This is a genomic window from Eggerthella guodeyinii, from assembly GCF_009834925.2.
GTDB lineage: Bacteria > Actinomycetota > Coriobacteriia > Coriobacteriales > Eggerthellaceae > Eggerthella > Eggerthella guodeyinii.
Map to the genome: position 1 here is coordinate 1,679,628 of NZ_CP063310.1, position 18,744 is coordinate 1,698,371.

Annotated in this window: 14 protein-coding genes; 12 read left to right on the forward strand and 2 right to left on the reverse strand. The window is 68.3% G+C overall.

The window, feature by feature from the left end:
• Positions 1-8 precede the first annotated feature (8 nt).
• The 3 genes from metK (at position 9) to priA (ending at position 3,878) form a co-directional block, all read left to right on the forward strand.
• A complete protein-coding gene (gene metK, locus GS424_RS06910) occupies positions 9-1,274 on the forward strand; it encodes a methionine adenosyltransferase (RefSeq protein WP_160941821.1) in 1,266 nt (421 codons plus the stop codon).
• A 99-nt stretch (positions 1,275-1,373) separates the two neighbouring features.
• Entirely contained in the window at positions 1,374-1,502 is a 129-nt protein-coding gene (locus GS424_RS06915) for a toxin-antitoxin system HicB family antitoxin (RefSeq protein ID WP_160941820.1), read from the forward strand.
• Positions 1,503-1,529: 27 nt separating this feature from the next.
• Entirely contained in the window at positions 1,530-3,878 is a 2,349-nt protein-coding gene (priA, locus tag GS424_RS06920; protein WP_160941819.1) for a replication restart helicase PriA, read from the forward strand.
• 8 nt (positions 3,879-3,886) lie between these two features.
• Here priA and GS424_RS06925 read toward each other — a convergent pair whose 3' ends face one another.
• Positions 3,887-5,326, reverse strand: coding sequence for a D-alanyl-D-alanine carboxypeptidase family protein (locus GS424_RS06925; RefSeq protein WP_218958886.1), 1,440 nt, complete (start codon positions 5,324-5,326; stop codon positions 3,887-3,889).
• 190 nt (positions 5,327-5,516) lie between these two features.
• Here GS424_RS06925 and GS424_RS06930 point away from each other — a divergent pair, with 190 nt between their 5' ends.
• From GS424_RS06930 to rlmKL, 3 genes are all read left to right on the forward strand, one after another.
• A complete protein-coding gene (locus GS424_RS06930) occupies positions 5,517-8,312 on the forward strand; it encodes an ATP-binding protein (RefSeq protein WP_160941818.1) in 2,796 nt (931 codons plus the stop codon).
• 133 nt (positions 8,313-8,445) lie between these two features.
• On the forward strand, positions 8,446-9,678 hold the full coding sequence (rpoD, locus tag GS424_RS06935; RefSeq protein WP_160941817.1) for an RNA polymerase sigma factor RpoD: 1,233 nt from the start codon (positions 8,446-8,448) through the stop codon (positions 9,676-9,678).
• A gap of 186 nt (positions 9,679-9,864) precedes the next feature.
• Positions 9,865-12,177, forward strand: a complete 2,313-nt coding sequence (rlmKL, locus tag GS424_RS06940) for a bifunctional 23S rRNA (guanine(2069)-N(7))-methyltransferase RlmK/23S rRNA (guanine(2445)-N(2))-methyltransferase RlmL (RefSeq protein WP_160941816.1) — start codon at positions 9,865-9,867, stop codon at positions 12,175-12,177.
• Between the two features lie 105 nt (positions 12,178-12,282).
• Here the strand turns inward: rlmKL and GS424_RS06945 are convergent, their stop codons facing one another.
• The gene (locus GS424_RS06945; RefSeq protein ID WP_160941815.1) at positions 12,283-12,984 is read right to left on the reverse strand and encodes a YczE/YyaS/YitT family protein; all 702 of its coding nucleotides are present in this window, start codon (positions 12,982-12,984) and stop codon (positions 12,283-12,285) included.
• A gap of 146 nt (positions 12,985-13,130) precedes the next feature.
• Here GS424_RS06945 and GS424_RS06950 point away from each other — a divergent pair, with 146 nt between their 5' ends.
• From GS424_RS06950 to GS424_RS06975, 6 genes are all read left to right on the forward strand, one after another.
• Entirely contained in the window at positions 13,131-13,472 is a 342-nt protein-coding gene (locus GS424_RS06950; RefSeq protein WP_160941814.1) for a PadR family transcriptional regulator, read from the forward strand.
• On the forward strand, positions 13,469-14,128 hold the full coding sequence (locus tag GS424_RS06955) for a DUF3887 domain-containing protein (RefSeq protein WP_160941813.1): 660 nt from the start codon (positions 13,469-13,471) through the stop codon (positions 14,126-14,128). Before GS424_RS06950 ends, GS424_RS06955 begins: the two co-directional genes overlap by 4 nt.
• A 6-nt stretch (positions 14,129-14,134) precedes the next feature.
• Positions 14,135-14,485: a translation initiation factor IF-2 gene (locus GS424_RS06960; protein WP_160941812.1), complete on the forward strand. Its 351-nt coding sequence runs from the start codon at positions 14,135-14,137 to the stop codon at positions 14,483-14,485.
• Entirely contained in the window at positions 14,478-14,945 is a 468-nt protein-coding gene (locus tag GS424_RS06965) for a PH domain-containing protein (protein WP_160941811.1), read from the forward strand. Before GS424_RS06960 ends, GS424_RS06965 begins: the two co-directional genes overlap by 8 nt.
• Before the next feature lie 215 nt (positions 14,946-15,160).
• Entirely contained in the window at positions 15,161-16,573 is a 1,413-nt protein-coding gene (locus tag GS424_RS06970) for a GGDEF domain-containing protein (protein ID WP_160941810.1), read from the forward strand.
• Positions 16,574-16,590: 17 nt separating this feature from the next.
• Complete coding sequence (locus tag GS424_RS06975; protein ID WP_218958887.1) at positions 16,591-18,711, forward strand: putative bifunctional diguanylate cyclase/phosphodiesterase; 2,121 nt, start codon at positions 16,591-16,593, stop codon at positions 18,709-18,711.
• Positions 18,712-18,744: the final 33 nt, after the last annotated feature.

Sequence of the window (18,744 nt, forward strand, 5' to 3'; positions counted from 1 at the left end):
AGGAACTTATGGCCGAAGATCGTTCTACGTACCTGTTCACGTCCGAGTCCGTCACCGAGGGTCATCCCGACAAGGTGTGCGACCAGATCTCGGACGCCATCCTCGACGCGATCCTCGCGAAAGAGACCGAGCTGGCGAAGGCCGGCTACGTGGCCCCCGACGGGCACCCCGCCGACCCCGCGCAGGTGCGCGTGGCCTGCGAGACCATGGCCACCACCGGCATGGTCATCGTCACCGGCGAGATCCGCACGCAGGCCTACGTCGACGTGCCCGCCATCGTGCGCGAAGTGCTGCGCGACATCGGCTACGACCGCGCCAAGTACGGCTTCGACTGCGACACCTGCGGCGTGCTCAACGCCATCCACGACCAGAGCCCGGACATCGCGCAGGGCGTCGACGAGAGCTGGGAGGCCCAGCGCGGCCTCGCCGGCGACGACCCCTACGAGCGCGTCGGCGCGGGCGACCAGGGCATGATGTTCGGCTACGCCTGCGACGAGACGCCCACGCTCATGCCGATGCCGGTGTACCTGGCCCACCGCCTGGCCGAGCGCCTGACCGCGGTGCGCAAGGACGGCACGATGCCGAGCCTGCGCCCCGACGGCAAGACCCAGGTGTCCGTGCGTTACGCGGAGGGCCGCCCGGTGGGCGTGGAGAAGGTGGTCGTGTCCACGCAGCACGCCGAGGAGATCGCCCACGACGAGCTGCGCGCCCAGGTCATCGCCAACGTCGTGGAGCCGGTGCTGGCCGCCGAGGGCGTGGAGCTCTTGGAGGGCGCCGAGATCCACGTGAACCCCACGGGGCGCTTCGTGGTGGGCGGCCCCATGGGCGACGCGGGCCTCACGGGCCGCAAGATCATCGTCGACACCTACGGCGGCATGGGCCGCCACGGCGGCGGCGCGTTCTCCGGCAAGGACTGCACGAAGGTGGACCGCTCGGCGGCCTACGCGGCGCGCTGGGTGGCCAAGAACGTGGTGGCCGCGGGCCTCGCCGCGCGCTGCGAGGTGCAGGTGGCCTACGCCATCGGCATGGCGAAGCCGGTCAGCGTGATGATCGACACGTTCGGCACGAACGCGGTGCCGGAGGCCGACATCGTGGCCGCCGTGGACGCGGCGTTCGACCTGCGCCCGGGCGCCATCGTCGACGCCCTCGACCTGCGCCGCCCCATCTACCGCCTGACGGCCGCCTACGGCCACTTCGGCCGCGAGCTCCCCGAGTTCACCTGGGAGCGCACCGACAAGGCCGACGAGCTGCGGAAGGCATGCGGGCTGGCGTAAGCGCAACCTTCATATGCGCGGCGAGCCGCCCGGCGCGATTGCGTCGGGCGGCTCTGTTTCCGCCCCTTCCGGACGCGTCCACCCTTCGGATGCCCATAGATGGCGGCGATCTCCGCGCCGCCCGCGCGGGTCGGTTCCGAACTGCACGAACGCGCCGCATTGAAGGCGGCTGAAAAGGGCGAGTCGCTCAACCAGTTCGTTGCAGAAGCCATCGCGGCATCCGTGTAATGCGCGGGGTTGGGATATACTGGGGGCATGAAACTCGCATCGGTCATTCTCGACATACCCACGCAGGCGCTCGATACGCCCTACACCTACGCCGTCCCCGAGGAAGCGGGAGCGGGCGATCAGCCGGTCGAGGTCGGCTGCGCCGTGCTCGTGCCGTTCGGGCCGCGCCAGGCGGTCGGCTTCGTCGTCGCCATGGAGGAGCGCGCCGACGGCGATTGGCCCGAGGGGCTGAACCCCGCCAAGCTCAAAGGCGTCGTGCGCGCGGTGAGCCGCCCGTACTTCGACGAGGAGGGCGCGGCGTGCGCGCAATGGCTCTCGGAGCGCTACATCGCGCCGCTGTCGTCGTGCGTGCGCCTGTTCACGCCGCCGGGCGGCGTGCCGCGCATGGTGCGCGCGCAGGCGGGCTACTGGCGGCTCGAGGAGCCGACGGTGGGGGAGGTCGACGACCGCTGGGTGGTGCCGGGCCCGGCCCTCGCGGACTTCGAGCCGCGCAAGAACGCCGTGAAGCAGGCGTCCATCGTGGCGGCCCTGCGCGGCGGCGAGCTGCGCGTGGCGGAGCTGTCGGCCGAGTTCGGCGCGGTGTCGTCGCCCCTCAAGACGCTGGAGAAGCAGGGCGTCGTGCGCATCGAGCACCGCCGCCGCATGCGGGGGATGGCGGAGGACGCCGCGGGTTCGGCCCTCTCGGCCCCCTCGGCCGCCGCGCCGTCGTTCACCCCCTCCGCGAAGCCGCCGCTGACGCCGGGGCAGGCCGGCGCGCTCGCGGCCATCGACGCGGCGCGCTCGCGCGGCGCGGGCGAGGTGGTGCTCGTGGACGGCGTCACCGGCTCGGGCAAGACCGAGGTGTACCTGCAGGCCATCGAGGCGACGCTCGCGGCCGGCCGCACGGCGTGCGTGCTCGTGCCCGAGATCTCGCTGACGCCGCAGACCGTCGCGCGCTTCCGCGGCCGCTTCGGCGACCTCGTGGCCGTCATGCACTCGCGCATGAGCCAGGGCGAGCGCTACGACCAGTGGGACTTCATCCGCTCGGGCGCGGCGCGCGTGGTGGTGGGCGCCCGCAGCGCGCTGTTCACGCCGCTCGCGAACCTCGGCCTCATCGTCATCGACGAGGAGCACGAAGGTTCCTACAAGCAGGACAGCGCGCCGCGCTACCACGCGCGCGACGTGGCCGCGTGGATGGCGCGCCGCGCCGGCGCCGCCGTGGTGCTGGGCTCGGCCACGCCCTCCATCGAGGCGCTCCACGCCTGCGCGAAGGACCCCTCGTGGCATCACGTGGACCTGCCCGAGCGCGCGAACGGCAAGCCGTTGCCGGAGGTGCAGGTGGTGGACATGGCCAAGGAGTTCAGCGGCGGCTCGCGCGCGATGTTCGCGCTGCCGCTGGCCCGCGCGCTCGAAGAGGAACTCTCCGCCGGCCGCAAGGCGGTGCTGCTGCTCAATCAGCGCGGGTTCGCGAAGTTCCTCCTGTGCCGCGAGTGCGGCTTCGTGCCCGAGTGCCCGTCGTGCTCCACCTCGCTCACGTACCACGAGCGCGGCAACTTCCTCATCTGCCACCACTGCGGCTACCGGATTCCCACGCCGCCCACGTGCCCGGAATGCGGTAGCCCCTACCTCAAGAAGTTCGGTGCGGGCACGCAGCGCGTCGAGGCCGAGCTGCGCGTGCTGCTCGACGAGATGCCCGGCGTGGGCGCGGGCGTGCCCATCGTGCGCATGGACGCCGACACCACGAGCGGCAAGGGCGCGCACCAGCGCCTGCTCGAGGAGTTCGCGGCGGCGGACGCGGCCGTGCTGCTGGGCACCCAGATGATCGCGAAGGGGCTCGACTTCGAGGACGTCACGCTCGTGGGCGTCATCAACGCCGACACCATGCTGAAGCTGCCCGACTACCGCGCGGCCGAGCGCACGTTCGACCTCGTGGAGCAGGTGGCCGGGCGCGCGGGCCGCGCCGAGCTGCCGGGCCGCGTGCTCGTGCAGACCTACGAGGCCGACGCGCCCGCCATCCGCGCGGCCGCCACCTACGACCGCGCCCTGTTCCTGCGCGACGAGCTGCCGAAGCGCCGCCTTCTGGGCTACCCGCCCTACGTGCGCATGGCGAACGTGCTGGTGTGGAGCAAGGACGAGCCGGCGGTGCGCCGCGTGGCGGCCGAGCTGCAGGCGGGGCTCGAGGAGGTCGTGCGCGACTACGGCGGCGACGGGTGGAGCGTGCTGCCCGCCACGCCGTGCGTGCTGGCGAAGCTGCGCGGCACGTACCGCTGGCACATCGTGGTGAAGTGTCCGGTGGAGGCCGACCTGTCCACGGCGCTGCTGCCGTTTTTCCGCCGCCGCAAGCCGGACAAGGACGCGAACGTCGCCATCGACGTGGATCCCGACGACCTGCTCTAACCCGCCGCCTACGACACCTTGAGGGGCCCGGTCGCCACGAGCGTGCTCTCGGCGACGGCCGGCGCGCCGAACAGGCCGCCGAAGAAGCGCTGCGCGCTCACGCCCAAACCCTCCCACCAGGTGGGCGCGGCCACGTCCTCGGCCGCCACGAGGTCGCCCTCCCACAGCACCGCGCCGTCCTGCCGAAACGTCAGGCGGCCCACCACGTCGCCGCGCTCGATGTCGCCGCTGAGCGCGGCGAACGACGCCTCCTGCTCGATGCGCCCGCCCCCGACGGGCACCGTGACCGCGGCGTTCGCGTCGAGCACCGTGGCCTCCACGGTGCGGTCCGTCCAGTCGCCGTGGGCCACCTCGGCCACCACGGGGCGGGAGGCCGTCGTCCCGCCGATCTCCGCTGCCGTCGAACGCGGGGCGTTGACCAGCTGGTACGTGACCGTCTCGACGGCGGGCGGCTCCGGCTCGCCCGCGGCCTCGCCCTCTTCCTCGGCCAGCGCGCCGCGCTCGGCCAGCACCCAGTCGTACAGCGCCTCGGAGTCGGCGAACCGCTGCGGCTTCGAGGACGACCCCAGCACCACGGCGTAGTACTCGTGACCGTCGCCGCGGTTCACGGCCGTCGCCACACAGGGGCCCGCGGCCAGCGTGTAGCCGGTCTTGGCCGCGCACGTACCTTCGTAGCCGCCCAGCATGGTGTCGGTGTTCGTCAGCGTGAGCGTCGCGGGCGCGCCGCCGCGCTGCACCACGATGTCCACCTGCGAGAACCCGATGTTCGCGCGGACGAGGTCGTGCTGCATCGCCGCCCGCAGCATCGCCGCCACGTCGGCCGCGCAGCTGTACTGCCCCTGGGCGAACGCGTCGAAGTCCAGGCCGTGCGGGTTCGTGAAGTACGAGTTCGCCAGCCCCAGCTCGGCCGCTTTCGCGTTCATGGCCTCGACGAAGGCGGCCTCGCAGGCGTACGCGTCGCCGCCCGAAGCCTCCTGCGCCAGCATCCTCGCCCCGGCGGCCTGGGCGATGGCGGACGCCGCGTCGTTGCCCGATGCGGTGAGCAGCGCCTTCAAGGCGTCGTCGAACGTCATCGCGTCGCCCTCGACGAGCCCGGCGCTCGATTCGCCGACGCTCGCCGCCGCGGGCGTCACCTCGATCGTCGAGGACGCGTCGAGCCATTCCACCGCCACGAGCGCGGTCATGATCTTCGTGAGCGAGGCGATCTGCGCCGTTTCGCCGGCGTCGCGGCCGAACCACAGCGTGCCGTCCTCGTCCACGAGCGCGGCGTACGAGGCGTCGAGGTCGGGGCACTGCTCGGACGGCAGCGCGCGTTCGGCGACGCTGCGGCCCAGCACGAGGTCGCCTTCGTCCACGACGCCGTGCGCGAAGCCCTGCGGCAGGCAGGCGAGGCCGAGGCCCAGGGCCAGGCAGGCGGCTCGGAAGGGGAGGTGGCGGCGGGCGTTCATCGGTTGCTCCTCGGGTGCGCGCGGGCGCGGTCGCGGCGTTCGTCTCGCCACCAGTATACGCGTCGCGGCCGTTCCGCCCGTGGGGCGCCCGAAATTTCCGTCGCGTGTGTCAGATTGGCGGTTTTGTTCCATACCGTGGTATCCTAGCTGATCGTGGGACGTGTCGCAGGGGTCGAAGAAGGGATGAGCTGTGAAAACGAAGGCAGCGCGCTGCATCTGCTCGGCGATGGCCGCCGTGCTCATCGCGGCATCCGCCCTCGCTGCGCCCGCGTCGGCGCCCGCGTTCGCGGACGACGGCTCGGCCGACGCGTCCGTGCAGGGCCGAACGCTGCGCGTCGCGTTCCCCGAGGTCGAGGGCATCAGCGAGATCGGCGACGACGGCGTGCGCTCGGGCATCTTCTACGACTGGCTCACCGAGATATCCAAGTACACCGGATGGCGCTACGAGTTCGTCGACGGCGACGCCGAGGACCTCATGGAGCGGACGAAGGCCGGCGACATCGACCTGATCGGCGGCATGTACTACCGCGAGCAGATCGCCGACCAGTACGAGTACTCCGCCTTCGCCATCGGCTCGAACCACGCGCTGCTCATCAGCCTCGAGGAGAACGACGACGTCGTCACCTTCGACCCGCGCACCCTCAACGGCAAGACCATCGGCACCTACCGGAACGCGGCGGAGAAGATCCGCCGCTTCGAACACTACCTCGAGTTCAACGGCATCGAGTGCACCGTCCTGCAGCTCGATTACGACGCGTACGCGCAGTGCCTGGACGACGGCACCGCCGACGTGGTGCTGGGCGGCGACGTGGACCTCACCGAGGGGCGCCGGGTGGCGGCCGAGTTCGACGGCGAGCCGTACTACATCGCCGCACCTGCCGGAAGCGACGTGATAGCCGAGCTGGACGCGGCGATGACCTCGATATACGAAGCCGATGCCGATTTCGCGAAGGAGCTGGACGCCAAGCACCTGCCCTCGCGGCACCAGGCGTCCATCAAGTTCTCCGACGCCGATCGCGCCTACATCGAGCAGGCGGGCGTGCTCAGCGTGGCCGTGATGGCGGACCGCTACCCCTTGTTCTACGAGCGCGACGGGCAGAACCAGGGCATCGTGAAGGACGTGCTCGACCTCGTCACCGAGCGCACGGGGCTCACGTTCCGGATCGTGCACGCGAGCACCTACCAAGGGGCCATCGACCTCGTGAAATCGGGGGAGGCCGACATTATGGGCGGCTTCATGGACGACGAGTACGTCGCCGAAGCCCAGCAGCTCGTCGTCACGGAGGGCTTCGCCTCGCTCAACGAGGTGGTGTTCCGCAACAAGCTGACCTCCTCGGAGGGCACGGTGTGCGCGCAGATCTACGGCCGCGAGGGCGTTGAAGGCGTGGACGCGTCCGAGGTCGTGCACTACCGCACCTACGAAGACTGCCTCGAGGCGGTGAACTCCGGCCGTGCCGACATCACGAGCATGCCCGTCGCCTACGCCGAGAGCCTGTTCACCGACCGGTCGTTCAACAACATCACGCCGGCCACCTCCGAGCATCACGAGGCCAGCCTCTCGTTCGCCATCGCGCAGCCGGTGGACGCCGACCTGTACTCGGTGCTCAGCAAGGCCGTGAACAGCCTTTCGCAAGACGAGCTCGACACCGTCTTCTCGCGCAACACCATGCCCGCGTTCGGCAAGCAGCGCACCATCCAGGCGGTCGTGTCCGAGAACCCGCTGCTCGTCGTTGCGCTCGGCCTCGTGCTGTGCCTGTTCGTGGGGGCCATCGTGATCGTGGTGTCGGTGGCGAAGGTGCGCAACCGCATGATGGAGATGAAGCTGGAGAAAGTGGAGGAGATGGGCCGCGCGAAGACCGACTTCCTCTCGCGCATGTCCCACGAGATCCGCACGCCCATGAACGCCATCATCGGCCTGTCGAACGTGGCGTCGCTGTCGGGCGAGGCCACGCCGTCCATCCGCTCGAGCCTCGAGAAGATCAACACGTCGGCGCAGTTCCTGCTGTCGCTCGTGAACGACATCCTCGACATGTCGAAGATCGAGAACGACAAGATGCACATCGAGACGGCGCCCCTGTGCCTGCGCTCGCTGGCCGAGCGCCTCCAGAGCATGTTTTGCATCCAGGCCGAGGAGAAGGGCATCCTGCTCGAGGCGCGCTGCGATGCCGACGACGTCGTGGTGGGCGACGACGTGCGGCTGCAGCAGGTGCTGGCGAACCTGCTGTCCAACGCGCTCAAGTTCACCGACCCCGGCGACACCATCCGGCTGAGCATCGGCGTGCTCATGCGCGGCGAGGGCCGCGTGAGCGTGCGCTTCAGCGTGAAGGACACCGGCGCGGGCATCCGCGAGGAGGACCTCGAGCGCATCTTCGTGTCGTTCGAGCAGGCCTCCGAGAACCGCCGCAACGCCCAGGGGACCGGCCTCGGGCTGGCCATCAGCAGCAACCTCGTGCGGCTCATGGGCGGCAAGCTGGACGTGCAGAGCCGCTTCGGCGAGGGCTCGGAGTTCTTCTTCGTGCTGGAGCTGCCCGCGGCCGACGACGCGGCGCTGGGCGGCGGCGTGCCCGCCCCTTCCGACGTGGCCGAACGCTCGCTCGAAGGCACGCACGTGCTGCTGGCCGAGGACAACGACCTGAACGCCGAGATCGCGGTGGCGCTGCTCGACATGCAGGGGATCGAGACGCAGCGCGCGGCGAACGGGCGCGAGGCCGTGGACCTGTTCGCCGCCTCGGAGCCGGGGTCGTTCGACTTCGTGCTGATGGACGTCAAGATGCCGCTGCTCGACGGCCTCGAGGCGGCGGCCGAGATCCGCGCGCTCGAGCGCGACGACGCGCGCACGGTGCCCATCATCGCGCTCACGGCCAACACGTTCCAGGAGGATCGCGAGGACGCGGCGGCGGCCGGCATGAACGGCTTCATCCCCAAGCCCTTCGACGCCCAGCAGCTCTACGACACGCTGCGCAGCTACCTGCCTCCCGAGGAGTGAAAGGTTCTTCGCAAGCCGGATATTCGTCGTCTCAATGACGGAAGAGTGTGGTATATTATTTGGCTGTATCTTTGCGCCTGGTGCGTATGTATACTCATGCCCTGCGCGCAGTCCTGTCGGAAAGGAAGATCACGTGGCCCAAGCCTCAAGTAAGCAAACCGCTCAAGAGCAGAACACCGCTGCGGAAGCCTCGATCGAAGCCGAAGACATCCTGGAGGAAGACGCCCTCGACGACGAGCCCGATGTGGTCGACGCCGGCGACGGGCTTGACGACGATAAGCTCGAAAGCGGCCTGTCCGAGGACAGCGACGACGAAGACCTGCTCGAAGGCATTCCCGAAGAGGAGCTCAAGGCGACGGTCGACGTCCAGCTGCCCAAGGTGGCCGGCAAGAGCAAGGTGCGCTCCGTGCGCAAGCGCAACGCCGACGCGAGCGTGACCATGCTGACGGGCGACCCCGTCCGCATGTACTTGAAGGAGATCGGCAAGGTCCCGCTGCTCACCGCGGCGGAGGAGATCGACCTCGCCATGAAGATCGAAGCCGGCGTGGCGGCCACCGAAGAGCTTGAGAAGGCCGAGGACGAGGGCATCGAGCTCGAGCGTCGCGAGAAGCGCCGCCTCGGCCGCATCGAGCAGGTGGGCATTGACGCGAAGCAGCAGCTCATCGAGGCGAACCTGCGCCTCGTCGTGTCCATCGCCAAGCGCTACGTGGGCCGCGGCATGCTGTTCCTCGACCTCATCCAAGAGGGCAACCTCGGCCTCATCCGCGCGGTGGAGAAGTTCGACTACACGAAGGGCTTCAAGTTCTCGACGTACGCCACTTGGTGGATTCGCCAGGCCATCACGCGCGCCATCGCCGACCAGGCCCGCACCATCCGCATCCCCGTGCACATGGTGGAGACCATCAACAAGCTCGTGCGCATCCAGCGCCAGCTTTTGCAGGAGCTCGGCCGCGAGCCCAGCCCCGAGGAGATCGGCAAGGAGATGGGCCTTCCCGCCGAGCGCGTGCGCGAGATCCAGAAGATCTCGCAGGAGCCCGTGTCGCTGGAAACGCCCATCGGCGAAGAGGAGGACTCCCAGCTGGGAGACTTCATCGAGGACGACGCCGCCGTGGTGCCGCCCGACGCCGCCTCGTTCAGCATGCTGCAGGAGCAGCTGTCGAAGGTGCTCGACGGCCTGGCCGAGCGCGAGCGCAAGGTCATCTCGCTGCGCTTCGGCCTGGAGGACGGCCATCCGCGCACGCTCGAGGAGGTCGGACGCGAGTTCGGCGTCACGCGCGAGAGAATCCGCCAGATCGAGAGCAAGACGCTGGCGAAGCTGCGCCACCCGTCCCGCTCGAGCAAGCTGAAAGACTATTTGGAAGACTAGCTACGCTTTTCATGGCGCGGCGAAGGACGCGCGGGTTCGTGCGTTGCCAGCCGCGCCGATCGCACGCCGCCCCCGTTACGAATCGGCGCGGATGCGGATGATGAACCGCACATCTGCTCCCGCGCCATGGAAGAGGGGCCGCGCCCAAGGGTACGGTTCCTCTTCCCTTTATAAGGAGTTCCCGGCATGAGCCAACCCTGCAACGAAAACCTCGAACTGTTCGCGAGCTGCCTGTCCGGCTTGGAAGCGCCGCTCGCCGACGAGCTGAAGCGTCTCGGAATCAAGCGCGTGCGCCCCCTCGGTGGGGGCGTCGCCTTTTTCTGCGACGTGCGCCATGCGCTGTCCGCGTGCCTGTGGTCGCGGCTGGCCTCGCGTGTGCTCGTGGTGGTGGGGCGCGTGAACGCGGGCGACGCCAACCTGCTGTACGAGGGCGTGCGGCGCCTGCCCTGGGAGGACGTCATCGTCGAGGGCGCCAGCATGGCCGTGCAGGCGCACGGCATGAACGACGAGCTGCGCAACACGCGCTTCACGGCGCTCAAGGTGAAGGACGCGGTGTGCGACCGCCTGCGCGAGGTGCGCGGCGAGCGACCCGACGTGGACGCCGCTTGCGCGGACGCGACGGTGGACGTGCGCGTGCGCGAGGGGCGCGCCACCATCTCGCTCGACCTGTCGGGCGAGTCGCTGTACCACCGCTCCTACCTCACGCCCGACGACGGCCCCGACGCGCCGCTGTCGTGCGCGCTCGCGGCCGGCCTGTTGGCGCTGGCCGGTTGGCGCGCTCGCGGCAGCCGTGGCGAGGCGTGCGTGGACCCGGCGTGCGGCGACGGCTTCCTCGTGGTGGAGGCGGCGTCGGCCGCCTGCGACCTGGCGCCCGGTCTGACGCGCGAGCGCTGGGGCTTCTTCGGCTGGAACCAGTCCCAGCCCGAGCTGTGGAACGAGCTCATCGACGACGCCGACGAGCGGTTCGAGCGCGGGCTCGCGTCGGCGACGGCCCCGGGCGCGCTCGACGGCCCCGCGTCGGCACCGCCCGATCCGGCGTACGTGCGCTTCGCCGGCGCTTCCACGTCGTCGCCGGCCATCGCCCGGGCGCGCACCCACGCGAAGCGCGCGGGGCTGCGCCAGGCCGTGAGCATCGAGCCGGCCGATGCCCAGAACGTCGGCGAGCTGGTGGAGCGGGCATGCGCGGCGGCGGGTAGGGTGCGCGACCTCGAGGAGATGACGTGCACGGTGGCCAGCGTGCTGCCGACGGGCGAACGCTCCCAATCCGACGCGCGCGCCCAGGCCGAAGCGGCTGCGTTCGTGCGCGCCGCCTCGGCGGCCCCGGCTGATTCCACGTTCGCGGTCGCCGGCGGCGAGGGCGTGGAAGCGCGCTTCGGCAGCGCGCCGGTCGCGCACGCGACGCTCGGCCAGGATCGGGTGGCCACCGAGGCGTCCGTGTTCGACGAGCCGCCGGTCAAGGCGCACGAGGCGATCGTGCCCGATTCCGCCGGCGGGGCCGAGCACGTGGTGGAGGTGCTGGAGCCTTCGTCCGAGCAGTTCGCGGCGCGGTTGCACAAGACGGCCAAGGAGCGCCGCAAGTGGGCGCGCCGCGAGGGCGTGTCGTGCTATCGCGTGTACGACGCCGACCTGCCCGATTACGCGGTGGCCATCGACGTGTACCCGGGTGCGGGAGACGCCGAGGGCAACCTGTACCTCCACATCGCCGAGTACGCGGCGCCCTCGACCATCGACCCCGGCAAGGCGCAGCGTCGCTACGACGATGTGCTGGCGCTCGCGCCCGTGGTGCTGGGCGTGCGTCCCGACCACGTGTTCTCGAAGGTGCGCCGCCGCGACAAGGGCGGCAGCCAGTACCGCGAGGCCGGGCGGCGCTCCTACGTCACCCAGGTGCGCGAGGACGGCTACCTGCTCGAGGTCGACCTGGCGGGGTACCTGGACACGGGCCTGTTCCTCGACCATCGCCTGACGCGCGAGCTCGTGGGGTCGAAGGCGGAGGGGAAGCGCTTCCTCAACCTGTTCGCCTACACGGGTACGGCCAGCGTGCACGCGGCCGGGGGCGGCGCGAAGAGCACCGCGACGGTGGACCTGTCGCAGACGTACCTCGATTGGGCGCAGCGCAACATGGCGGCCAACGGGTTCGACGGCGACGAGCACACCTTCGAGCGCGGCGACGTGATGGCGTGGATCACCGAGGCGCGCCGTACGGGCCGTCGCTTCGACCTCGTGTTCGTCGACCCGCCCACGTTCTCGAACTCGAAGGCCATGGGCAAGCGCACTTGGGACGTGCAGCGCGACCACGTGGAGCTGCTCATCGGCGTGTCGCGCCTCCTGTCGGAGGAGGGCGAGGCCGTGTTCTCGTGCAACCTGCGCTCGTTCAAGCCCGACGAGGAGGAGCTGGCGAAATACGGCGTCGTGCTCGAGGACATCACGCCCCAGACGATCCCGCACGACTTCGAGCGCAATCCCCGCATCCACAAATGCTACCTGGTGAAAAGGGGGTAAGGGCCTCCTGTGATCAAGGGCGCGGCATCGGCTTACCGGTCCGCGCCGCTCCAACCGCGCCGATCGCACGCCGCGTCCTGGTCGAACAGGTGCGGCGTGCCCTGTTCAGTCCGCGCGGTTATACTTCGCGCCATGGGGGAGGGGGCTTTCGTCCTCGCGCTTTTTCGCCTCTCCCAAAGCGGGCCTCACCCCGCCCATCATCCTGATGAACGCGTTCACCAGGAACCCCGTGGCCGTCGCGGCCACGACGGTTCCCTCGCGCACGCCCGCGAGGCCGCCCATGAGCGCGAACGACGCCACCGCCGCCAAGGCGACGCAGCCGAGGTCAAAGCCCACCTTCGTGTGGCCGAAGTTCCAGCCCGTGGTGCTCGTGATGGCGCATACGAACGCTTCGCCGCAGTTCATGACCACGTTCGCCACCACGGTGCACGCCACGCCGAACGCGAGCACCGCCACGCCCAGGGCCAGCACGGCCAACGACGCAGGGTAGCTGTCGGGCACCACGAACCACAGCGCTTGGCTGAAGCCGTCGATGCCGAGGCTGAACAGCACCGACAAGGGGATCTGCAGCAGCGCGAACGCCTTGAAGCGCCGGCGCAGGATGGCGATCTGGCCGATGAGCAGCGCCGAGTTCCACGCGAACATGAACGTGCCGTACGACACGTCGGGAAACGCCAGGCTCAGCACGTAGCCGAGCGACGAGATGGGCGAGGTGCCCAGATTGCTTTTGGTGACGAGGACGATGCCGGCCGTCATGACGAGAACGCCCGCGACGAGCAGTCCGAAACGCGCTGCGATGGATTTCATGCCCTCGATTGTATCCCTGAGCCCCGTTCGCGGCAAGGGAGCAACCGCGCCGATATGGGGAGCGTTCGGTCACCTGATCTCTATTGCATAATATCCGCAGATCAGATATATTTAGTATTGCTAGGTATAGAGGAGAGGGACGCGGGATGCAGCTTCGGTTCGCACAGCAGATGAAGAAAGGCGCGCTCGACATGCTCGTCTTGAAGCTGTTGCAGCACGAAGAGAAGTACGGCTATCAGCTGATCAGCGAGCTGCGCGACCGCACCGAGGGCGCGCTTGCGCTCAAGGAAGGCACGCTGTACCCCCTTCTCTACCGGCTTGAAGACGGCGGCCTCGTGACGAGCCGCCTGAGTGCGCACACCGCGAAAGAGCCCGCGCGCAAGTACTACGCCATCACCGACGAGGGGCGCAGCGCCCTGCGCGAGATGTACGAGCTTTGGAGCGAATTCGACGGATACGTGCGGTCGATCATGGAGGAGGAGCGATGAACCAAACATCCTATGTGAAGGCGGTTGCGAAGCGCCTGGCGTGCTCGAAGGCCCGGCAGGCCGAATTCGTGCGCGACCTCGAGTCCGACATCGCCGCCGCGCTGTCCTCGGGAGAGACGTGGGAGCAGGTCGAGGCTCGCATGGGCGATCCGCGCCAGGTGGCGCAGGATTTCAACGAAGACCTCTCCGAAACCGAGCTCGCCGCCGGCAAGAAGCGCAAGCGCACCAAGGCGATCGTGATCGCGGCTGCCGTCGTGGTCGTCGTGGCGGCGATCATCGGCGGAGCAACCTGGTGGGCGTCGCCGAAAACCGCCCCCGCGGGGCAGAGCGTCGGGATGACCGAGCAGGAGATCATCGCCTACGCCCAAGAGGTTGCCGAAGTGATAGGGGAGAACGATTACGACAAGCTGCGTCCGTTGATCGCCGACGCAGCCGTCGAAAGTTTGAACGAGCAGACTATGGCCGACGCGCATGCGCTTTTCGGTGACGATTGGGGTGCTTTCAAGTCGTTCGGGAATGCCTATGCAACCGAGATCAGCCAAATGGGAATAACGGGGAATGCGGTCACCCTCGTGGCGCTGTACGAGAACGCGACGATTACGTATACGTTCTCGTTCGACGAGGATATGAAGATCATCGGATTGAATATGAGGTAGACCATCGTGGAAACGCTCATCGCACTCATCGTCATCGGGATCCTCGTGGCCGTGTACGGCGGGTTCGTGTTCGCGGGCAACCTGCGGTGCTTCAGCATCCTCGCCGGGGGAGGCGACTTCCTGGCGCTCAACCCGAGCGAGGCGCAGTACCGCCGGGAGGCTCGGCGGTCGGGCGCGGCCATCTTCCTGCTCGCGCTCGATTTCTGGTGCTTCGGGGCGTGGAACTACGCCCAGCAGAACGAGGCGGTGCGCACGGCGTGCCTGGTTGTCGGCATCGTAGCGGCCCTGGGCGTCGTCGTGCTCATCGCCCTTTCGCTGAAGACGCATGCCGACCTGTTGAAGGAGCATCATGGGTGAGCCGATGAGGTTCGCAGGGAAAGTGGACGGGTGGTACTACGCGTTGGCGGTGGGCGTCAACGTCATGCTGGCATGGCCTCTCGTGGCGTTCCTCGCCGATCCCGCGAAAGAGGGCGCGCTCATAGGCCTTTGCGTGAGCGCCCTCGCCCTCGTCCTCTGCGACCTCCTCATCATCCCCACGCTCCTGCGCAACTACGTCGAGTTCGACGGCGAAGGCAACCTCCTCATCGTGTTCGGCTTCCAGAAAGCGACGTACCCCGTCGCGAAGATCCGCCAGGCGCGCGAGACGCACAACCCGCTGGCCTCCCTGGCCGCGTCCTTCGACCGCATCGAGCTTCGCATCGGCTACGACGAGCTCATGATCGCCGTCAGGGACAAGGACCGCTTCTACGCCGAGCTCGCCCGCCGCTGCCCCGACGCCAAGCTCGACCGCCGGGCGCGCGATTCCGTTTCCGTTTGAGTCGCGCGCCCGGGTTGCATGGGGAATGCAAGCCATCAAGCGCATCGTCGAGATCCGCTGCGAGAGCGCAGGCGTGTGCGCGTCGGCGGCCCTCGGCAACCAGAGCTGATCGGAACCGGTGTCCGTTGTGATATGATAAGTCGAGGATTCAGCTTGCGCTGGCTCTTGGCATATGCTGAACGCATTTATATTCCGATCGCATGCGGAGAGTTGCCATGGACGCACCGAATGCCGAACGCGAGAACGTGCCGCTCGCGCAGCCTCAGACCATATCCCTTGACGAGGTGCTGTACAACTACGACGTGCTCGGCGAGCTCGTTTACATCTCCGACGTGGAAACCTACGACATGCTCTATGCCAACGAGGGCACAAAGCAGCTGATCGGCGGTCCGTACGAAGGTCGGAAATGCTACGAGGCCATCATGGGCAACGACGCCCCTTGCGACTTCTGCACGAACCGCTTCCTCACGCACGACTCCTATTACGCGTGGACGCGCTACAACGAGAACCTGAGCGGCTATTACGCCTTGAAGGACCGGCTCATCGACTGGAAGGGCCGCACGGCGCGCTTGGAGATCGCGTTCGACATGTCGGAGCACCGTCGCCAGCTGCTGGGCTTGGAATCGGAGCTGGGGCTCGAGCGCCTGCTCGTGCGGTGCGTGCGCGAGATGCGCGACATCGACGGATTCGCCGGCGATATGTCGTCGGTGCTGAGGATGATCGGCGAGACGATGGGCGCCGACCGGGCCTACATCTTCCAGGTGCACCGCACGCCGGAGGGTCGCGAGAAGTTCAGCAACTCGCATGAGTGGTGCGCGCCCGGCGTGGAGCCGCAGATCGGCGCGCTGCAGAACATCGACCTGGGCGTGGTCGGCGAGTGGGTGTCGCCGTTTTTGCGTCGGGAGACGATGGTCGTCGAGGACATCGAAGAGGTGAGGGAGCGATCTGAGAGCGAGTACGCCCTGCTCAAGCCTCAGGGCATCACGTCGCTCGTCAACGCTCCGCTGCTCGCCTCCGGCGAGCTCATCGGGTCGATCGGCGTGGACAACCCGTCCGCGGTGCAGATCGGGCGTACGCGCGAGTTCTTCGACAGCTTGGCGTACTTCCTCTCCATGGAGCTTGAAGGCTTCCGCGCGAAAGAGCGGCTGCGGGCCTTGGGCTTCGTCGATTCGCTCACGGGCCTCGCGAACCGCAACCGTTACATCTCGGATGTGGCCTTGCTCGACGAAGGCGGCGCGCGCAGCGGCTTCGGCGTGGCGTACGTCGACCTCAACGGCTTGAAGGAGATCAACGACGGGGAGGGGCACGCCCAGGGCGATCGGATGCTCTCGGTGGTCGCGGAGGTGCTGAGCGCCGTGTTCGAAGGCTCGACCGTGTACCGGCTGGGCGGCGACGAGTTCTTGGCCATCGTTCCCGATGTGGACGAGGCGGGTTTCCGCGACAAGACCGTGCGTGCTCAGGAGCTTTTCGAGGAGCGGGCCTGTTCGACGGCGCTCGGGTCGTTCTATGCGTCCGAGCCATGCCAAGTGGAATATGCCGTCGGCCGGGCCGATCGGAAGATGTACGAAGCGAAGCGGGCCTATTACGTCGAGCATCCGGAACTCGACCGCGACCGCACGACGCGGTAAGCGGGGAGGGAAACGCCATGTTCGAGTATTTGAACGATATCGCGGAGGCCGCCTACGTATCCGACCCTGAAACCTACGAGCTGGTCTACCTGAACGATCACGCGAAACGGCAACTGGGGGTGGACGGCACCGACGGGCGATTGTGCTACGAGCTGCTGCAGGGCGCCGACGCGCCGTGCCCGTTCTGCACGAACGACCGGCTCACCTGCGAACGGTGCGTCACGTGGGAGCACTACAACCCCGTCACGCAGCGCCGCTACCTGCTGAAGGACCGGCTGCTCGAGCGGGACCGTCCGCTGCGCATCGAGATCGCTCGCGAGGTGGGCGGCGACGGCGCGAGCGCGCGACGCGACGAGACGCTCCGCCGCGCGGCCGATGCGGCGGCGCTCGCCGGGGTGGCGAGGCGCTTCAAGGAGGAGACGCTGCTCCGGGAGTACAACATGCTCATGAGCACGCTGCATGTGGCGGTGAGCAAGCACCGGTTCACCGACGATCTGCAGATCATGTGGGCGAACGATTTCTTCTTCGAGATGATCGGCTACGGACGCGAGGAGTTCGTCGACGTCTTCGACGGTCGCTGCAGCAGGTACTTCGCCTCCGATCCTGAGGAGTATGCGAAGCTGACGGACGCCGTGGCCGAGGCGCATGCGGCGGGCGACGCGGGCTACGAATGCCTTCTGCGCATGCCGCGCAAAGACGGGCTCTCCACGTGGATTCGCGTTGTGGGACGGTTCACCGACGAGGTGGCCGACGACGGCGTGCCCGTGCTCTACGTCACGTTCACGAACGTGGACGAGGCGATGGAGCTCGAGCAGGTGCGCTCCGACGAGCTGCGCCGGCTCGCCTTCGTCGACCCGGTGACGGGCGGGCGCAACCGGGCCAGCTTCGAAAGGGATGCGGGTGCTGCGCTGCGCACGGCCGCCCCGGGCGCGTTCGCGCTGGCGACGCTCGACGTGGACGGGTTCAAGGTCATCAACGACCAGTTCGGGTTGGAGCGGGGCGATGCGGTGCTCGAAGCGCTCCATGCCAGCTTCCAAGAAGGCCTCGACGAAGGGGAGTTCGCGGCCCGCATCGCGGCCGACCAGTTCAGCCTCCTGCTCGAGGCCGACGGCGCGGCCCGCATCGCGGCGCGTCTCGAAGACATGGTGGCCGCCGCCAACCACCGTTTCGTGCTCGACGGTTCGCCGGGGTACGCGATCGCCATGACGGCGGGGGTGTATCTGGTGGACGATCCGACGCTTCCCATGGTCATGTTGCAGGATCGTGCGAACCTCGCCCGCAAGATGTCGGGCCGCGCGAGCGTGGGACGCCTGTGCGCCTGCCGGTTCTACAGCAACGACGACCGCGTGCGGCTTGCCAAGGAGAAGGACGTGGAGAACCGCATGGGCGCGGCCCTCGAGGCGGGCGAGTTCGTCGTCTACCTGCAGCCGAAGTACGATCTGCGCCGCGACGAGGTGGCGGGAGCCGAGGCGCTCGTGCGCTGGGACGATCCGGCGAGCGGCCTCGTGGCTCCCAACGACTTCATCCCGTTGTTCGAGCGCACGGGATTCGTCGTGAGCATGGACCTCTACGTGTTCGAGCAGGTGTGCAAGATGCTGCGGAAGTGGATCGACGCCGGCGTGCGCCCCGTGCCCGTCTCGGTGAACCTGTCGCGCGCCCACCTGTACGACGAGCAGTTCCTCGCGCGATTCGAGGTCATACGCGCGCGGTACGGCGTGCCTGCCTCGCTCGTGGAGTTCGAGTTGACCGAGACGCTCGTGTTCGAGGACCCTGAGCGGCTGGCGCAAGTCATCGACTCGATGCACGAAGCGGGCTACAAGTGCTCCATGGACGATTTCGGCAGCGGGTACTCCTCGCTCAACGTGTTGAAGGATTTGGCGGTGGACACGCTCAAGCTCGATCGCGTGTTCTTCGACGCTTCGGCGCTCGGCGATGCGCGCGGGGCCGACATCATCGACATCGTCGTCCAGCTGGCGCGTCGCTTGGGAATGCGCACCGTGGCCGAAGGCGTGGAAACCGAGGATCAGCGCGCGTTCCTCGTCGACGTGGGTTGCGACATGATCCAGGGCTACCTGTTCTCGCGGCCCGTCGACATCGCATCGTTCGAGCGGCTCGTGTACGGCGCGGAGGTCGACTGAGGGAACGAAAAAGCCTTCCCGAAGGAAGGCTTT